Origin of the sequence: Janthinobacterium glycogeni, assembly GCF_051380725.1 — a bacterium.
Classification (GTDB): domain Bacteria; phylum Pseudomonadota; class Gammaproteobacteria; order Burkholderiales; family Burkholderiaceae_D; genus Janthinobacterium.
In genome coordinates this window covers 430,901-448,335 of record NZ_JBNYXP010000002.1, presented here as the reverse complement: position 1 = coordinate 448,335, position 17,435 = coordinate 430,901, and the positions used below count along the sequence as shown (strand labels likewise).

Below are 17,435 nucleotides of genomic sequence, written 5' to 3'. Positions count from 1 at the left end.
CATGACGACTTCCTCTCAAGTATCGCTGTTGGGCCGCCGCGCCGTGCTGGCGTTGGGCCTGACCGTCCTGCTGTCGGCCTGCGGCTTTCACTTGCGCGGTTCGAACGGCAGTTTCATGCTGCCGTTCGCGACGATGTACATCGGCTTGCCCGACTCGTCGCCGCTGGCGATCGGCCTGAAGCGCTATATCCGCGCCATCGGCAGCACGGAGGTGGTCAATACCAGGGATGGCGCCGACGCCGTCCTTGAAGTGCTCTCCGATCCGGAGATGAATCGTACCAAGACCATTTTGTCCTTGAACACCAGCGGCCGCGTACAAGAGTACCAACTCGGCTATTCGATCAATTTCCGCGTATTGGACAAGGCCGGCAACCAGTTGCTGGCGCCGACGACCATCAGCCTGGTGCGTCCCATCACCTTCGACGACAGGCAGGTACTGGCCAAGGAAACCGAGGAAGCGGCGCTGTACCGCGACATGCGCAACGACCTGGTGCAGCAGATCATGCGCCGCCTGGCCGCCATCAAGCCGGTGCTGCCGGCCATGTCGGAGGCGCCAGTGGCGCCCGTGACGCCGGCCGCGCCGGCAGCCCCGCAGCAGTAACGGGGACGCCATGCAATTGCGGATAGATGCGCTCGATGGGCATGTGGCCAAGCCGCTGGCGCAGCTGTATGTGATCACCAGCGACGAACACTTGCTGGCGCTGGAAGCGGCTGACAAGATCCGCCGCGCGGCGCGCGCGCAGGGGTACTCCGAGCGCGACGTGCTGACGGTGGAGCGCAGCTTCAAGTGGGGTGAACTGCTGGCGGCGAACCAGGAACTGTCGCTGTTCGGCGATAAAAAACTGATCGAACTGCGCATCCCCACCGGCAAGCCGGGCAAGGATGGCGGCGCGGCGCTGCAAAGCTACGCGAAAAACCTCAGTCCCGACAACCTGACCCTGATCACCTTGCCCAAGCTGGATTGGGCCACGCAAAAGGCGGCCTGGGTCGCCAGTCTGCAGCAGGCGGCCGTGTATATCGACATTCCGAATGTGGAACGGGCACAGTTGCCGGCGTGGATATCGCAGCGCCTGGCCGCGCAGGGGCAAAGCGCCGAGCGTGCCAGCATCGACTTCATCGCCGAACGGGTGGAGGGCAATTTGCTGGCGGCGCACCAGGAAATCCAGAAACTGGGCCTGCTGCACGCGGCGGGCAAGCTGACGTACGAACAAGTGCAGGACGCGGTGCTGAATGTGGCCCGCTACGATGTCTTCAAGCTGTCCGAAGCCATGCTGGCCGGCGACCCGGCGCGTCTGGTGCGCATGCTCGAAGGCTTGAAAGGCGAGGGCGAGGCGCTGCCGCTGGTGTTATGGGCCGTCTCCGAGGAAATCCGCACGCTGTTAAAATTGAAGGCCGGCATGGCGCAAGGGCGTCCGTTGGGCGCGCTGCTGAAGGAATACCGCATCTGGGGGCCGCGCGAGCGGATGATGGAACCGGCCCTGCGGCGCATTTCGCTGCCCGTGCTGGAAGCGGCGCTGCAGCAGGCGGCGCAGGTGGACAAGATGATCAAGGGTTTGCGCGCCAAGGGCTACGCGGGCGATGCCTGGGACGCCATGCTGCAACTGGGACTGAAGATCGCCCGAGGCTAGTTTTTTACTATATGGATACGAGCATGGACATCACAGAATATATGCAGGACGTGGGCACGCGCGCGCGCGCCGCTTCGCGCGCCATGGCGCGTGCCGACAGCGCCACGCGCAACCGCGCCTTGACCCTGATCGCCGCCGCCATCGTGCGCGATGCCGACCTGCTGCGCGCGGCCAACCAGCGCGACCTCGATGCGGCGGCCGCCGCCGGTCTGGCGCCGGCCATGCTCGACCGCCTGACCCTGTCCGACGCCGCCATCGCCACCATGGTTGAAGGCTTGACGCAAATCGTGTCGCTGGCCGACCCGATCGGCGAAATCTCGAACATGAAATTCCGTCCGACGGGCATCCAGGTAGGCCAGATGCGCGTGCCGCTGGGCGTCATCGGCATCATCTATGAAGCGCGTCCGAACGTGACGGTGGACGCGGCCGGCCTGTGCATCAAGAGCGGCAACGCGACGATCTTGCGCGGCGGCTCGGAAGCGATACACTGCAACCGCGCGCTGGCCAAGCTGGTGGCCGAGGGCTTGCTGGGTGCAGGCCTGCCTGCCGATGCCGTGCAAGTGATCGACACCACCGACCGCGCCGCCGTCGGCGCTTTGATCACCATGCCGCAGTACGTGGACGTCATCGTGCCGCGCGGCGGCAAGGGCCTGATCGCGCGCCTGATGGAAGAGGCCACCGTGCCGATGATCAAGCACCTCGACGGCATCTGCCACGTCTACATCGACGCCAAGGCCGATATCCGGAAGGCGATCGATATCGGCTTCAACGCGAAGTGCCACCGCTACGGCACCTGCAACACCATGGAAACCCTGCTGGTGTCGCGCGCCATCGCACCGACCGTGCTGCCGCAGCTGGCCGAACTGTATCTGACCAAACAGGTGGAATTGCGCGCCGATCCGGAAAGCCATGCGATCCTGGCCGCCGCCGCTTATCCGCACCTGGTGCCCGCCACCGAGGAAGACTGGTCCACCGAATACCTGGCGGCCATCCTGTCGGTGAAGGTGGTCGACGGCATCGACGAAGCGATGGACCATATCAACCGGTATTCATCGAAGCACACCGAGTCCATCATTACCGAGGACTACAGCGATGCGCTGCGCTTCCTGCGCGAAGTCGATTCCGCCTCGGTGATGGTGAACGCCTCGACGCGTTTCGCCGACGGCTTCGAATACGGCCTGGGCGCCGAGATCGGCATCTCGAACGACAAGCTGCACGCGCGCGGCCCGGTGGGACTGGAAGGCCTGACCTCGCTCAAGTACGTGGTCTTCGGCCACGGCGAAGTACGCAAATAGTCTCTTTCGCGGGCGGCCCACAAGGCGGCCCGCGCTCTCCTTTTTCGATACCTCTGACACTGGGAACCCCATGCTCTTTCTCTGGACCAAAGCCTTCCACATCATCTTCGTCATTTCCTGGTTCGCCGGTCTGTTTTACTTGCCGCGCATCTTTGTGAACCTGGCGATGGAGACGGAAACGGTGGCCACCGAGCGCCTGCTGCTGATGGCGCGCAAGCTGTACCGCTTCATGTCCCTGCTGGCGCTGCCGGCGATGGTGCTGGGACTGGCGTTGATGTGGATGCTGTATGGCGGCAGCCAAGGCGGCATGAAGATGCCGGGCTGGATGCACGCCAAGCTGACGTTCGTGGTGCTGCTGCTCGGCTATCACCACGCCTGCGGCGCCATCCTGCGCAAGTTTGAAAAAGGGCTCAACAAGCGCAGCCACACCTGGTTCCGCTGGTTTAATGAAGTGCCGGTGGTGATGCTGCTGGCCGTCGTCGTGCTGGTCGTGGTCAAGCCTTTCTAAGGGAGTCGAGATGAGTGCAAGCCAGAGCAAAGTCGTGCAGTATTTTTTTGCGCCCCACTCGCCATGGACCTACCTGGGGCATGCGCGCCTGATGGCCATCGCCGCGAAGACGGGCGCACAGATCGACGTGCGTCCCTTTGACCTGGGCAAGGTCTTCAGCGTCTCGGGCGGCCTGCCGCTGGCCAAGCGCGCACCGCAGCGCCAGGCGTACCGCCTGGCCGAACTGGCGCGCTGGTCGGCCTTTTTGCAAGTGCCATTGACCCTGCAGCCGAAGTTCTTCCCCGTATCGCCGGATGCGTCGGCCAAGCTGATCATCGCCACGCGCCTGGCGCACGGCGTGGAAGCGTCGCTGAAGCTGGCGCACGCCATCATGCGCGGCCTGTGGGCTGAGGAGCGCAACATCGGCGACGAGGAAACCCTGGTGCAGATCGCGTTTGACGCCGGTTTCGATGGCCGCCAGTTGCTGAAAACGTCGGAGACGGCCAGTGTGCAGGCGGAATACGACGCCAACACGGAAGCGGCCACCGCCGCCAGCGTGTTCGGTTCGCCGTGGTACATCGTCGATGGCGAAGGGTTCTGGGGCCAGGACCGCCTCGATTTTGTCGAGCGCGCGCTGGAGAAGTAGTTTTTTAGAGAGTGGCAGGTCGGATTAGCGTGGCAAAGCCGCGCGTAATCCGACAAGTTTTGAAATTTTTAGTTAATTGTTTTTCAACGGATAAAAGGTACACCATGGCTTCATATTTTTGCCCATGCCCGCGCGGCATGGAAGCGGCGCTGGCCGAGGAACTGGGCGAGATCGCCCAGGATAGTGCGACCATGAAGGTCCACAACCAGGTGCCCGGCGGCGTCCATTGCTCCGGCGACCTGCTCGATTCCTACCGCATCAATCTGCATTCGCGCATCGCTTCGCGCGTGCTGATGCGCATGGCCCATTCCGGCTACAAGACGGAAAACGATATTTACGACCTGACCCTGGCGCAATCGTGGGAAGACTGGTTCGGCGTGCACCACACGATCCGCGTCGACGTCACGGCCGTGAAATCGCCGCTGCGCAGCCTGGAATTCACGACACTGAAAATCAAGGATGCGATCTGCGACCGCTTCCGCGACCAGTTCAACGAGCGTCCATCGGTCAATACCAAGACGCCGGACATGCGCATCGTCGGCTTCCTCGACGCGCACACGTTTACCGTCTACCTCGATACTTCGGGCGAAGCCCTGTTCAAGCGCGGCTGGCGCGAAGAGACGGGCGACGCGCCGCTGCGCGAAAACCTGGCCGCCGGCCTGCTGCGCGTGTCTGGCTGGAAGCCTGGCATGGTGCTGTTCGACCCGATGTGCGGTTCCGGCACCATCCTGGCCGAAGCGGCGCAGATGCTGCAGGGGATACCACCGGGCGCGTCGCGCCAGTTCGCCTTTGAGAACTTCCACGACTTCGATCCGGCGCCGTGGAATGCCATGAAAAACGCCATCAAGGTCAATCCGCTGCCGGCCGAACCGACCATTTTCGGCAGCGACATTTCGGGCGACATGGTCGCCATGACGCGCCATAACCTGCGTTGCGCCGGCGTGCGCTTCGAGGTGCCCCTGAAACAGATCGAGGCGCAGGAAGTCAAGCCGCCGAGCGACGTGCCGGGCATCATGCTGACCAACCCGCCGTACGGCGAGCGTATCGGCGTGCGCGGCGACAGCACCATCCCGGAAGATGAACTGTCGACGTCCTTCTATTCGGCCATGGGCACGACCCTGAAGCAGCGTTTCGCCGGCTGGACCGTGTTCCTGTTCACGGCCGACCTGGGCCTGCCCAAGCTGCTGCGTCTGAAGGAAGCGCGCAAGACGCCTTTCTTCAACGGCGCGCTGGAATGCCGTTTGTTCCGCTTTGATATGGTGGCGGGATACAACCGCCGTGAAGAAGCCAAGCCCAAGCCACAGCAGTAAGCGTTCACCGCAAGACCCTCGCAGTCACCCCGCGCACGGACCGAAACCGGTCCGTGCGCCACTTTGGACCCGCCATGTTTCCCACCCCTCCGGCCGATGTGCCGCCCGACCCGGTCACGCCCGTTCCGCCTCCCACGCCGAGCCATATGGCGCCGCTGAGCCGCGGTGCGCTGGCGATGATGCTGGCCGGGCTGTCGATGCTGGGCCCCTTGTCGATCGATACCTACCTGCCCGCGTTTGGCGCGATCCAGGGTTCGCTGCAGGCGTCGCCGCTGGAAGTGCAGCAGTCGCTGACGTTCTACATGCTGGCCTTCGCCGGCATGGTGCTGTGGCATGGCGCGATCTCGGACACCTTCGGCCGGCGCAACGTCATCCTCGTGTCCTTGCTGATGTTTGCCATCGGCTCGCTGGGCTGCGCCTCGGCGCACACGGTGCACTACCTGTGGTTCTTCCGCATCATGCAGGGCGTTTCGGCCGGTGCCGGCGTGGTGATCAGCCGCGCCATCATCCGCGACCTGTATGCCGATGCGGCGGCGGCGCGGCTGCTGTCGCTGGTGACGATGATCTTTTCCATCGCCCCGGCCGTCGCGCCCATCCTGGGCGGCTGGATCGTCATCTGGTTCGACTGGCGCTCGATCTTCCTGTTCCTCGCCTTTTACACGGTGGTGCTGCTGGCGTTCTGCTACTGGCGCCTGCCCGAAACCCTGCCGATGGAAAAGCGCCAGCCCTTCAATCCCCGTTTCCTGGCGTCGAGCTATGGCCAGATCCTGCGCTCGCCCCTGTTCCACATCAAGGCCGGCATCGTCGCCCTCAATTTCGCGGGCCTGTTCCTGTTCATCACGGCCGCGCCGGAAATGCTGCCCAAGCAGCTGGGCCTGGGGCCATCGCAATTCGCCTGGCTGTTCATTCCCTGCGTGAGCGGCATCTTCATGGGCGCCGCGGCGGCCAACCGCATCGCCGGCAAGGTCACGTTCGCGCGCCAGATCGGCATCGGCTTTGCCTTCCTGCTGTGCGCCGCCAGCGTCAATGTCGTGTATCACCTGTTCCTGCCGCCATCCTTGCCCTGGTCGGTGCTGCCCTTGTTCTTCTACACCTTCGGCATGTCGCTGGTGGGGCCGGGCGCGACCCTGCTGGCGCTCGACCTGTTTCCGCACATCCGCGGCACGGTGGCCTCGTGCCAGTCGTTTGCCAGCACCTTGCTGGGCGCCGTGGTGGCCGGCGTGATCTCGCCGCTGCTGTCCGGCTCCGTGCTGTGGCTGGCGTCGGGTCAGCTGGCGTTTACGGGCCTGGCGCTGGCGCTGTGGCTGATATCGCGGCGCTTCCGCCACCGTTTGCTGGGTTCCTTCAAGGCATAAGTTTCCATGACAGAACGCTGGATTTATTTCAACTTAATTTTCTATATTGCAAGTAATATTCGGCGCTTATGATAAGATGACTTTTTTCCCGGCATCCTCTCAGGCAATAATTTTTTGGGTTACAGGAGTGGAGGATTCCTCTGAACGTGGCCGCGCTTCGCTGCTGAGCGCTCTTCCTTTTCAAACCGGCAATGCCTGATACGATGCATCAATCTGATCAAGATATTCGCAATCGCCTGCTGATTGCCCGCCTGCCGGCCATGCCGCAGATCCTCCTCAAGCTGATCGCCCACCTGCAGGCCGACGATGCCGGCATGCCGGAGCTGGCCGCACTGATCGCCAAGGATGCGGGCATGACCAGCAAGATCCTCGGCGTGGCCAGCAGCTCGGCCTACCATCGGCAGAGCAAGGTCGTCAGCCTGGAACAGTCGCTCGTGTCGCTGGGCACGGACATGATCAAGACCCTGGTCATCAGCGAATCCGTCTTCCAGACCTTCAACAGCTTTCCCCATTCCGGCAGCACGGATTTGCGCGCCTTCTGGAAAAGTTCGCTGTCGGCCGCCGTCATGGCGCGCGCGCTGGCCAAGGCCATGGCGTATCCGCACGTCGAGGAAGCCTATCTGGCCGGCTTGCTGCACAACGTGGGCCGCCTGGCCCTGCTGGCCACGGCGCCGAAGGAATACGCATTCAATTTCACGGCGCGCGACGATGCCGCCCTGTGCGCGGTGGAGCAGCGTACCTTGCAGATCACGCATGCCGAAGCGGGCGCCTGGTTGATCGAGCGCTGGCATCTCGATTCCTTCCTGGCCGACAGCGTGCTGTATCACCATGAACCGCTGGCGCGCCTGGAAGCGAGCCACCCCCTGATCCGCATCGTGCGCCTGGCGCATCTGCTGTGCTGCCATGCCGACGATGCGGACGAGGCCGAGTCCATCACGCAGGCGGCAAGCCTGTGCGCGCTGGACATCGAGACACTGGACGAGCTGGCCGGCAGCGTCGCGCGCCAGGTGGAGCAGGCCGCGCAGCACCTGGGCATCGACCTGGCCGGCGCGGACGATATCGCCACGCCGCCCGCCTATGCGCCGCCATCCGTCGATCCGGTGCAGCGACGCCTGTCCGATGAAGTGCGCAATATGGTGCTGGTGTCCGAAGTGGGCCAGACCTTCGCCCGGCAGCAGGGCGAGAGCAGCCTGCTCGAAGCCATCACGCGTTCGGCGCGCATTCTGTTCGATTTCGACACCGCCGTCATCCTGCTGCAAAACCCCACCGGCCATGCGCTCGTCGGCGTGGCGGCGGGCGAACATCAGCAGCGCCTGGCCGGCTTCTCGATCCCGCTGGCCAAGGGCGGCCTCCTGGCCGCCTCGGCGCTGGAGTGCCAGCTGGCGTTCCTGAAACGCGACATGCCGGCGCTGGGCATCGTCGAGGAGCAGCTGTTGCGCATCCTCGGTACCGACAGCCTGGTCTGCGTGCCTTTGGCGTCGGGCCAGCGCAGCCTGGGCGTGCTCATTGGCGGCGTGGCGGCGTGGCAGATTCCCGCTTGCCAGAAGCGCGAGGGTTTCCTGCGCGCGTATGCCAACCAGGCCGCCACGGCGCTGGAAGCGGCCATCAGCGCGCGCGGGCTGGCGCGGCGCCAGCTCGATCACGTGACCGAGGAATACCGCGCCGCGTCGCGCCGCGTCGTGCACGAAGTGAATAACCCGCTGTCCATCATCAAGAACTACCTGAGCGTGCTCGATCGCAAGCTGGAGAAGCAGGAGCCGGTGTCGGGTGAAATGGCGATCCTGAACGAGGAAATCGACCGGGTCGGTCAGCTGATCGGCGGCCTGGCCGATCTGCAGCCGGCGGCGGCGGGCGGCGTGACCGATTGCGCGCGCGTGGTCGACGATGTGCTGCGCCTGTTCCGCGCCACCGACTTCCTGCCGCCGAAGATCGAGGTGGTCACGCGCATGCAGGATGCGCCATGCGAGGTGGAGGCCGATGCCGACATGCTCAAGCAAATCCTGCTCAACCTGCTGAAAAACGCCGTCGAAGCCCTGCCCGATGGCGGGCGCATCGAAGTGGCGAACCGTGGCCACGTGAACCGCGACCGCCGCTTGTACCTGGAGCTGTGCGTCAGCGACAATGGCGCCGGCCTGGCGCCGGAAGTGCTGGCCAATCTGTTTTCCCCCGTGCGCAGCAGCAAGGAAGGCGCGCATCACGGCTTGGGCTTGTCCATCGTGCATGACCTGGTCACGCGCCTGCATGGCGTGATTGGCTGCCGCAGCAGCAAGTCCGGCACCTCATTTGAAATTTTACTGCCCATTCCCTTGCCGGCAAGCGCTGCAGCCGCGCTGCCCTCTCCCGGCAATACCGCTATGTCTTCGTAACGTCCATGAACTCCTCCGCCATTCCGTTTGACCTGGAAAACAGCCCGCGCATTTTGCTGGTCGACGACGAGCCCCGCCTGCTCGCCTCTCTCCATGAATTGCTGAAGGACCGCGGCTACCAGCTGCACACGGCCACCTGCGGCAGCGAGGCGCTGGCGCAGTTGTCGAAACTGCGCTTCGACCTGATCCTGCTCGACTTGCGCCTGCCCGACATGAGCGGCCATGAAATCATGGACCACATCAACCGGCGCGGCATCGAGGGCGATGTGATCGTCATGAGCGGCGACGTCGGCATCGAGGCGGCCATCGGCGCCCTCAAACGCGGGGCCTACGATTATCTGCGCAAGCCCTACAGCCGCGAGGAGCTGCTCAAGACGGTGGAGAACGCGCTGCAAAAGAGCAAGCTGGCGCTGGAAAACGAGCGCATCGCGCTGCAGCTGGAAAACTCGGAGAAGATGTACCGCTACCTGGTCGACAGCTCGCCCGACATCATCTATACGCTGAACCACGAAGGCCGCATCACCTTCATCAACGACCGGGTACACCAGTTGCTGGGCTTTAGCCGCGAAGAGCTGATCGGCAGCCATTACTCGATTCTCGTGCACGATGAAGACCAGGAGCGGGCGCGCTATGCCTTCAACGAGCGCCGCCTCGACGAGCGCGCCTCGCGCAATGTGGAACTGCGCCTGAAGTGCCATAGCGGCAGCGGCAGCGACCGGACCTTCAACAACACCCTGATGACGATTCCGCTCAATTCGATCGGCATGCACGGCCACGATCAGGAAGCGAAAAAGCAGGAGTACTTCGGCACCTACGGCGTGGCGCGCGACATCACCGACCGCAAGCGCGCCGAGGAAGTCATCTCTTACCAGGCCTATCACGACATCCTGACGGACCTGCCGAACCGCATGCTGTTCAAGGACCGCCTGGGGCTGGCCGTGATCCAGGCGCGCCGCAAGCTGACGGAACTGGCCGTGATGTTCATCGACCTCGATCGTTTCAAGCTGGTCAACGACACCCTGGGCCACGTGAAGGGCGACGAGCTGCTGCAGCAGGTGGCGCTGCGCCTGAAGGATTGCCTGCGCCGCGGCGATACCCTGGCGCGTCAGGGCGGCGATGAATTCACCATCGTGCTGCCGGAACTGCGCGACCGCCAGGATGCGCGCCTGATCGCCGACAAATTCCTCGAATGCCTGCACCAGCCGTTCGACCTCGATGGCAACCAGGTGCATATTTCGGCATCCATCGGCATCGCCATCTATCCGGGCGACGGCGAGACCATCGACGAGCTGCTGCGCCACGCCGACATCGCCATGTACCAGGTCAAGGCGCTGGGCAAGAACGGCCACAGTTTCTATCACGAGTCCATGCTCGACGTGTCGCACCAGAAGATCGCACTCGAGCAGAGCCTGCGCAAGGCGCTGGAGCTGAATCAGCTGGAGATGTATTACCAGCCGCAGGTGGACGTGATGACGGGCCGCATCGTCGGCGCCGAAGGCCTGATGCGCTGGAACCACCCGCAGCGGGGCTTGCTGACGGCCGGCGAATTTTTGCCGTTCGCCGAGGAAAACGGCTTGATGCTGCCGATCTCGGACTGGATGCTGGGCGCCCTGTGCCGCGACCTGGTGCAGTGGAACGCGGCCGGCGGCGAAGCCGTGCGCCTGTCGCTCAATTTGTCGCCGCAATACCTGGACCGCGGCGACTTTTTCGAGAAGATGCGCGGCGCGCTGACGCGCTACGGCATCGCGCCGGAAAAGATCGAAGTGGAGATCACGGAAAACATCTGCATCCGCAATCCGCAGTATGCGATCGAGCAGTTGAACAAGCTGTGCCAGCTGGGCGTGTCGGTCGCCATCGACGATTTCGGCACCGGCTATTCCTCGCTGTCCTACCTGCACCGCTTCCCCATCCACACCATCAAGATCGACCAGTCGTTTGTGAAGGAAATCCACGACGAGCACGGACACTATCCCGTCATCCTGGCCATCATCTCGATTGCGCGCGGCCTGGGTCTGCATCTGATCGCCGAGGGCGTGGAGACGGAAGGGCAGGCGCGCTACCTGCAGGACAAGGGCTGTACCACGATGCAGGGCTATCTGTACCACCGGCCCATTTCGCTGGGCAGTTTTATCGGCGTGCTGCAGGAACAGAACCGCCTGATCGCCGATGCCGCCCCCGCGCCGTCTCCGACGCTGACCATCGAGGCGTGACCGTGTCGCTTGCCGCTCCCCGCTACTCGGCTGCTCATTACACGGCCGATTACCTGCGCCTGAAAGGACTGGCCGAGAAAGGCAATGCGAACGCCCAGCACAGCCTGGGCTTCATGTATTTCAATGGCCAGGGTATCGAGCAAAGCTATGCGCTGGCGCTGCACTGGTACGGCCTGGCTGCCGCGCAGGGACTCGAGCACGCGCAATACAACCTGGGCGTGATGTGCCAGAAGGGCCAGGGCGTGCCGCAGGATTTTGCGCAGGCGGCGCACTGGTACCAGCAGGCGGCCGAACAGGGCTACGCGGCGGCGCAGTACAACCTGGGCTGGCTGTATGCCAAGGGCCAGGGACTCGCGCAAGATAGCGGGCTAGCCATGCTGTGGTTCAGCCGCGCGGCGGAACAGGGCGACGCAGGCGCGCAAAACAACCTGGGCATGATGTATGACAATGGCAAGGGCGTGCCGCAGGACTTCGTGCAAGCCATCGCCTGGTACCGCAAGGCGGCCGACCAGGGCTATGCGCGTGCGCAGTTCAACCTGGGCCTGCGCTACGATAATGGTCAGGGCGTGCGCCAGGATCGCCAGCAGGCAACGGCCTGGATGCGCAAGGCCGCCGAGCAGGGCTATGCGCCGGCCCAGTTCAACCTGGCGCTGCGCTATGAGAATGGCGACGTGCTGCCGCAGGACAGCCGGCAGGCGATCACCTGGTACAGGCGCGCGGCCGAACAGGGCCACGCCAGTTCGCAGTTCAACCTGGGCCTGATCTACGACAATGGACAGGGCGTGCCTTGCGATAAACAGGCGGCGCTGGAATGGTATGTCAAGGCGGCGGGACTGGGCCATGCGGCGGCTCAGCATAACCTGGGACTGCATCATGAACATGGCGCCCACGATTACGCGCAGGCGCAAGCGTTTTACCGTCAGGCTGCCGAGCAGGGCTTCCCCGCCGCGCAGTATCAGCTGGGACTGCTGCATGAGCATGGACAGGGCGTGCCTGCCGATGCGCAGGAAGCCATCTTCTGGTACCGCAAGGCGGCCGACCAGGGCCACGTACGGGCGCAGTTCGACCTGGCCCTGCGCTATGAACATGGCCAGGGTGTGCCGCAGGATCTGTCGCTGGCGCTGGAATGGTACCGCCGCGCCGCCGAGCAGGATTACGCGCCGGCGCAATACATGCAGGGCGTCTTGCACGACCGCGACGATGGTCCGGCACCCGACAGTCAGCAGGCCTGCGCCTGTTACTGCCGTGCCGCCGCCCAGGGCCACAGCCTGGCCCAGTTTGCGCTGGGCCTGCGGCACGACAATGGCCAGGACGTGCCGCAGGACTATGCTGCCGCCTGGGACTGGTATGCGCTGGCCGCGCGCCAGGGCCATGCGCGGGCGCAGATGAATCTGGGCCTGATGGCCGCCAGCGGCCAGGGCGGCCCGCTCGATTTGCAGCAGGCGTATATCTGGCTGTCGATGGCCTCGGCGGCCGGCGTGGCCGGCGCGGAAAAATCCCTGCGCCAGACGGCGGCGCGCATGCGCGAGACGGATCTGAACCAGGTGCGCGAACAACTGGCGGCGATCGCAGGCTAGACCATGCAGCCAGCGTTAGCGTGCGCGGATACGACAGCAGGTGCTGTATAGTCCTTTCCCTTCGCCATCTGTGGCTCTCTTGTTTCCCCCGGACGAAAAAATTGCTGCGGTATTTGCAGTTTTGATGTGCTAAGGTTCCAGAAGAAGGTGGTCTGTCTATTCTCTAGAAAGGAAAACCATGCGCCTGAACTCTTTCCCTGGCCGTCCGGCCGCCATCCTGTGTGCCTTGGCGCTGCTGTCGTCCGGTGCAGGCGCCGCCGGTCCCCTGGATGCCCTCAGCAACCAGGATGCCAGCAATGGCTTGAAAGCGGCGCTGGAAGCGGGATCGGCCGCCGCCGTAGCGAAACTCGGTGTCGAGAATGGCTTCCTGAACAATGACAAGGTGAAAATCAAGCTGCCCGGCATCCTGGAGCAAGCCAAGCCCCTGTTGAAAATGACGGGCCGTGGCCAGCAACTGGACGACCTGGTAGTGTCGATGAACCGTGCCGCCGAGTCTGCCGTGCCCATGGCCAAGCCCTTGCTGCTCGATGCGGTCAAGTCGATGAGCGTGACCGATGCGAAAAATATCCTGTCCGGTGGCGACACCTCCGTCACGGATTTTTTCCGCCAGAAAACATCGGCGCCCCTGGCCGTCAAATTCCTGCCCATCGTGAAATCCGTCACCGACCGTTCCGGCCTGGCCAGCAAATACAACAGCACCATGAGCCAGATCGGCAAGACGGGTTTGGTGCCGCAGCAGCAAGCGACGGTGGAAGGCTATGTCACCGACCGCGCCCTCGACGGCTTGTACCTGATGATCGGCGAAGAAGAAAAAGCCATCCGCAGCAATCCGCTCGAATATGGCAGCAAGATCATTGGCAAGGTCTTCGGCAGCCTGAAGTAAGCACCACCACTGCGAAGATTTGCTCGCCGCATTCCGTTTGGCGTAAAATGCAGGCTTCGCGGGTGTAGCTCAATGGTAGAGCAGAAGCTTCCCAAGCTTACGACGAGGGTTCGATTCCCTTCACCCGCTCCATTTTTCGCTGGCGCCTGGCTTGATGCGGCGCGGCTACTTATTTCTCCATTCCCATGTCTTCTGATACCCCAGCAAACGGCCCGGCGCGGCCGATGATGTACGATCCGACCGAACACCGCATCCGCAGTTTCGTCACCCGCGCGGGACGGCTGTCTGTCGCGCAGGCGCGCGCGCTTGAGACCTTGGGGCCGCAGTTTCTGTTGCCTTTCGCCAAGGAGTCCATGGACTTCGAGCAGGTCTTCGGCCGCAAGGCGCCAGTGATTCTGGAAATCGGTTTCGGCATGGGCGCGACGACGGCGCATATCGCCAAAGCCATGCCGGAGACGGATTTCATCGGCGTTGAAGTGCACACGCCTGGCGTCGGCAGCCTGCTGAAGCTGATCGGCGAAGAGTCGCTGACGAATCTGCGCCTGCTGCAGCACGATGCGGTGGAAGTGCTCACACACATGATCCCAGCCAATTCGCTGGCCGGCATTCATGTGTTTTTCCCCGACCCATGGCACAAGGCGCGCCACAACAAGCGCCGTTTGATCCAGTCGCCGTTCGTCAAGCAATTGACCGACCGCCTGGCGCCGGGCGGCTATCTGCATTGCGCCACCGATTGGGAAGATTACGCGGTGCAAATGCTGGACGTGCTGGGCGCCGAGCCGCAACTGCGCAACAGCGCCGATGCTTATGCGCCGCAACCCGTATATCGTCCGCTGACCAAGTTTGAAAATCGCGGTTTGAAGCTGGGCCATGGCGTGTGGGATCTGGTGTTCATCAAGAAATAAACGCGTTATGGCGGCTTGCCCACCCCTGCCATTTGCATAAAAATGAAGCCTGCTGCAGCAATGCCGCAGGCTTTTTTATTACTTGCGCAGCCTTGTGCGGGCTTGGCAAAGCGGGGAAATTCCGCTAGTCTTATCTTTTTTGCATTGATTGATATTATGTCCAAGACAATACTCGTGACCGGCGCATCCGGTTTCATCGGTTCGCATACCTGTGTCGAATTGCTGGCTGCCGGCTTTGACGTCGTCGCGGTGGATAATCTGTGCAATAGCGCGCGCGAAGCGATGGCGCGCGTGGAGCGCATTGCCGGCAAGAGCGTGCCATTCTATGAAGCGGACGTGCGCGACCGCGCGGCGATGGCCGCCGTCTTGCGCGAGCACGCCATCGATGCGGTGATCCATTTTGCCGGTTTGAAATCCGTGGGCGAATCCGTGGCGCAACCACTGATGTATATGGATAACAATGTGTCGGGCACCGTGGCGCTGCTGGAGGTGCTGGCGGCGGCAAACGTGAAGCGTTTTGTGTTCAGCTCGTCGGCCACCGTGTATGGCGATCCGGAAGTCTTGCCGATCGTGGAATCATCGCGCCTGTCCGTCACCAATCCGTATGGCCGTTCGAAGTTGATGGTCGAGCAGATCCTGGCCGATCTCGTGCATGCCGATGCGCAGTGGCAAGTCGGTGTATTGCGCTACTTCAACCCAGTGGGCGCGCATGCCAGCGGCTTGATCGGCGAAGATCCTGCCGGCATCCCGAATAACCTGATGCCATTCATCGCCCAGGTGGCAGTGGGCCGCCGCGAGCGCCTGGCCGTCTTCGGCAACGACTACGCTACGCCGGACGGCACGGGCGTGCGCGACTACATCCACGTGGTCGACCTGGCGCTGGGCCATGTAGCGGCGCTGAACCGCCTGTTCTCCACCGAGGGCGGCTTTACCGTCAACCTGGGCACGGGCCATGGCTACAGCGTGCTCGATACCGTGCGCGCCTTCGAGGCCGCCAGCGGCCGCGAGGTTCCCTACGAGATCGTGCCGCGCCGCCCCGGCGACATCGCCAGCTGCTACGCCTCGGCCGACAAGGCGAAGCAATTGCTGGGTTGGCAAGCGCAGAAAAACATCGACGACATGTGCCGCGACCACTGGCGCTGGCAGCACCAGAATCCGCAAGGCTACGCGGCGTAAACAAGCCCGGCAGATACAAAAAATCCCGCTCACACAACAGTGTGGCGGGATTTTTTAAAAGTGCCAACAACCCAATGGCGCCTGAAAAATGTCTGGGGCTAGGCGCAAAGCCGAAGACAGTACGCTAGTACGGCGAGGCGAAGCAACAACGCCCCAGGCATTTTCTCAGGCAGCCATTAAGGATACAGGCCGCGCACTTCGCGCGCTTGCAGCACGCGCGTGCACGCCAGGATGAAGGTGGCGGTACGCATCGATACTTTCTTCTCTTGCGACACTTGCCATACCGCGTCGAACGCTTCGCGCATGATGCGGGTCAGGCGGCTGTTGATTTCTTCTTCCGTCCAGAAGAAGCTCGAGAAGTTCTGCGCCCACTCGAAGTAGCTGACGGTCACGCCGCCGGCGTTGGCCAGCACGTCCGGCACGATCAATACGCCACGGTCGGTCAGGATGTCGTCCGCTGCCGGCAGGGTCGGGCCGTTGGCGCCTTCCAGGATGATCTTGGCGCGGATGACTTGCGCGCGTTCTGCGGTGATCTGCTGTTCCAGCGCGGCCGGAATCAGGATGTCGCAATCGATGCCCCAGAAATCTTCGCGCGGCACGAATGCCTCGGCGCCCGGGAAGCCTTCGACGCTGCCCACTTCGGCCACGTGTGCCAGCAGTTGCGGGATGTTCAAGCCGCCGGCGTGCACGACGGTGGTCTTGTGGTCTTGTACCGCGACCACTTTCGAACCGGCTTCAGCGAACATGCGGGCAGCGACGCCGCCCACGTTGCCGAAACCTTGCACGATGACTTTCGCGCCTTCGAGCGACATGCCGACCTTGGCGGCCGCATCGCAACCGACGACGAACACGCCGCGGCCCGTCGCATCGCGGCGACCCAGGCTGCCGCCCAGCGAGATGGGTTTACCCGTCACCACGCCGGTCGACATATTGCCGCCGATCATGGCATAGCTATCCATCATCCACGCCATGACTTGTTCATTCGTGTTGACGTCCGGCGCCGGGATATCCTTGTTCGGTCCGATGATCATGCTGATCTCGCTCGTGTAGCGGCGCGTCAGGCGTTGCAGTTCGTTGCGCGACAGGGTCTTCGGATCGACACGGATACCGCCCTTGGCGCCGCCGTATGGCACGTTGACCGCTGCATTCTTGACCGTCATCCAGGCCGACAGGGCCATCACTTCCGACAGGGTCACGTCCTGGTGGAAGCGCACGCCGCCCTTGCCCGGGCCGCGCGACAGGTTGTGCTGCACGCGGTAGCCTTCGTAGTGGGCAATGGTGCCGTCATCGCGCTCGATAGGCACGTCGACCGTCAGGATGCGCTTTGGACGCTTCAGCGTTTCCACCCAGCGCGACAGGTTGCCCAGGTACGGCGTAACGCGGTCGATCTGCTCGAGGTAGACGCCCCATGGGCCCAGGTCTTCAGGATTGAGGTAGGAAGGAAGTGCGTGCTTGCTGGTCATGCTTGATAAGCTCCTGGACAAAACGGTGGTGTAACGCCGAAAAATCTGCAGAGCATCGCGATGATTTTTTCTGGCGTTCAAAAAATGCTGTGGTAGGCGCACCTTGAGGCTGCGCGCAGCGGAACCGCATCGTA

General features: G+C 63.2%; 14 protein-coding genes and 1 tRNA gene. 14 read left to right on the top strand and 1 reads right to left on the bottom strand.

Annotated elements, in window-relative coordinates; all coding sequences use genetic code 11:
- The first annotated feature begins 1 nt into the window (after window position 1).
- The 14 genes from ACQ4W4_RS07610 to galE all read left to right on the top strand — a co-directional run bounded on the left by ACQ4W4_RS07610 (window position 2) and on the right by galE (window position 15,838).
- On the top strand, window positions 2-601 hold the full coding sequence (locus tag ACQ4W4_RS07610; protein WP_436541444.1) for an LPS-assembly lipoprotein LptE: 600 nt from the start codon (window positions 2-4) through the stop codon (window positions 599-601).
- A gap of 10 nt (window positions 602-611) precedes the next feature.
- Window positions 612-1,628 carry a DNA polymerase III subunit delta gene (holA, locus tag ACQ4W4_RS07605; protein WP_058048018.1) on the top strand — a complete coding sequence of 339 codons (1,017 nt, stop codon included), beginning with the start codon at window positions 612-614 and terminating at the stop codon, window positions 1,626-1,628.
- A gap of 11 nt (window positions 1,629-1,639) precedes the next feature.
- On the top strand, window positions 1,640-2,923 hold the full coding sequence (locus ACQ4W4_RS07600; protein ID WP_436541443.1) for a glutamate-5-semialdehyde dehydrogenase: 1,284 nt from the start codon (window positions 1,640-1,642) through the stop codon (window positions 2,921-2,923).
- A 70-nt stretch (window positions 2,924-2,993) separates the two neighbouring features.
- Window positions 2,994-3,431 carry a CopD family protein gene (locus ACQ4W4_RS07595; protein ID WP_290600109.1) on the top strand — a complete coding sequence of 146 codons (438 nt, stop codon included), beginning with the start codon at window positions 2,994-2,996 and terminating at the stop codon, window positions 3,429-3,431.
- Window positions 3,432-3,441: 10 nt separating this feature from the next.
- Window positions 3,442-4,056: a 2-hydroxychromene-2-carboxylate isomerase gene (locus ACQ4W4_RS07590; protein WP_436541442.1), complete on the top strand. Its 615-nt coding sequence runs from the start codon at window positions 3,442-3,444 to the stop codon at window positions 4,054-4,056.
- A gap of 104 nt (window positions 4,057-4,160) precedes the next feature.
- Complete coding sequence (locus tag ACQ4W4_RS07585; protein ID WP_419177865.1) at window positions 4,161-5,366, top strand: THUMP domain-containing class I SAM-dependent RNA methyltransferase; 1,206 nt, start codon at window positions 4,161-4,163, stop codon at window positions 5,364-5,366.
- 74 nt (window positions 5,367-5,440) lie between these two features.
- Window positions 5,441-6,721: a multidrug effflux MFS transporter gene (locus tag ACQ4W4_RS07580; RefSeq protein ID WP_200880291.1), complete on the top strand. Its 1,281-nt coding sequence runs from the start codon at window positions 5,441-5,443 to the stop codon at window positions 6,719-6,721.
- Window positions 6,722-6,924: 203 nt separating this feature from the next.
- Entirely contained in the window at window positions 6,925-9,087 is a 2,163-nt protein-coding gene (locus ACQ4W4_RS07575) for an HDOD domain-containing protein (RefSeq protein WP_436541441.1), read from the top strand.
- Window positions 9,088-9,092: 5 nt separating this feature from the next.
- Window positions 9,093-11,297 carry an EAL domain-containing response regulator gene (locus tag ACQ4W4_RS07570; RefSeq protein ID WP_436541440.1) on the top strand — a complete coding sequence of 735 codons (2,205 nt, stop codon included), beginning with the start codon at window positions 9,093-9,095 and terminating at the stop codon, window positions 11,295-11,297.
- Window positions 11,294-12,874, top strand: a complete 1,581-nt coding sequence (locus tag ACQ4W4_RS07565) for an SEL1-like repeat protein (RefSeq protein WP_436541439.1) — start codon at window positions 11,294-11,296, stop codon at window positions 12,872-12,874. Before ACQ4W4_RS07570 ends, ACQ4W4_RS07565 begins: the two co-directional genes overlap by 4 nt.
- A gap of 178 nt (window positions 12,875-13,052) precedes the next feature.
- Window positions 13,053-13,757: a DUF4197 domain-containing protein gene (locus ACQ4W4_RS07560; protein ID WP_436541438.1), complete on the top strand. Its 705-nt coding sequence runs from the start codon at window positions 13,053-13,055 to the stop codon at window positions 13,755-13,757.
- 58 nt (window positions 13,758-13,815) lie between these two features.
- Window positions 13,816-13,889: transfer RNA gene (locus tag ACQ4W4_RS07555), tRNA-Gly, on the top strand.
- Between the two features lie 92 nt (window positions 13,890-13,981).
- Window positions 13,982-14,662 (top strand): tRNA (guanosine(46)-N7)-methyltransferase TrmB, encoded by a 681-nt coding sequence (gene trmB, locus ACQ4W4_RS07550; RefSeq protein WP_436541437.1) that lies wholly within the window; start codon window positions 13,982-13,984, stop codon window positions 14,660-14,662.
- A 156-nt stretch (window positions 14,663-14,818) separates the two neighbouring features.
- Window positions 14,819-15,838: a UDP-glucose 4-epimerase GalE gene (galE, locus tag ACQ4W4_RS07545; RefSeq protein WP_436541436.1), complete on the top strand. Its 1,020-nt coding sequence runs from the start codon at window positions 14,819-14,821 to the stop codon at window positions 15,836-15,838.
- A gap of 176 nt (window positions 15,839-16,014) precedes the next feature.
- Here galE and ACQ4W4_RS07540 read toward each other — a convergent pair whose 3' ends face one another.
- Window positions 16,015-17,301, bottom strand: a complete 1,287-nt coding sequence (locus ACQ4W4_RS07540; RefSeq protein ID WP_034785857.1) for a Glu/Leu/Phe/Val family dehydrogenase — start codon at window positions 17,299-17,301, stop codon at window positions 16,015-16,017.
- Between the last annotated feature and the right edge of the window lie 134 nt (window positions 17,302-17,435).

Excerpts from the sequence above, each read along its gene's own strand:
- ACQ4W4_RS07540 (WP_034785857.1), bottom strand. The coding sequence starts at position 17,301 with ATGACCAGCAAGCACGCACTTCCTTCCTACCTCAATCCTGAAGACCTG.
- ACQ4W4_RS07580 (WP_200880291.1), top strand. The coding sequence starts at position 5,441 with ATGTTTCCCACCCCTCCGGCCGATGTGCCGCCCGACCCGGTCACGCCC.
- ACQ4W4_RS07600 (WP_436541443.1), top strand. The coding sequence starts at position 1,640 with ATGGATACGAGCATGGACATCACAGAATATATGCAGGACGTGGGCACG.
- ACQ4W4_RS07595 (WP_290600109.1), top strand. The coding sequence starts at position 2,994 with ATGCTCTTTCTCTGGACCAAAGCCTTCCACATCATCTTCGTCATTTCC.
- ACQ4W4_RS07575 (WP_436541441.1), top strand. The coding sequence starts at position 6,925 with ATGCATCAATCTGATCAAGATATTCGCAATCGCCTGCTGATTGCCCGC.
- ACQ4W4_RS07570 (WP_436541440.1), top strand. The coding sequence starts at position 9,093 with ATGAACTCCTCCGCCATTCCGTTTGACCTGGAAAACAGCCCGCGCATT.
- ACQ4W4_RS07585 (WP_419177865.1), top strand. The coding sequence starts at position 4,161 with ATGGCTTCATATTTTTGCCCATGCCCGCGCGGCATGGAAGCGGCGCTG.
- ACQ4W4_RS07610 (WP_436541444.1), top strand. The coding sequence starts at position 2 with ATGACGACTTCCTCTCAAGTATCGCTGTTGGGCCGCCGCGCCGTGCTG.
- ACQ4W4_RS07560 (WP_436541438.1), top strand. The coding sequence starts at position 13,053 with ATGCGCCTGAACTCTTTCCCTGGCCGTCCGGCCGCCATCCTGTGTGCC.
- holA (WP_058048018.1), top strand. The coding sequence starts at position 612 with ATGCAATTGCGGATAGATGCGCTCGATGGGCATGTGGCCAAGCCGCTG.
- ACQ4W4_RS07590 (WP_436541442.1), top strand. The coding sequence starts at position 3,442 with ATGAGTGCAAGCCAGAGCAAAGTCGTGCAGTATTTTTTTGCGCCCCAC.
- trmB (WP_436541437.1), top strand. The coding sequence starts at position 13,982 with ATGATGTACGATCCGACCGAACACCGCATCCGCAGTTTCGTCACCCGC.
- galE (WP_436541436.1), top strand. The coding sequence starts at position 14,819 with ATGTCCAAGACAATACTCGTGACCGGCGCATCCGGTTTCATCGGTTCG.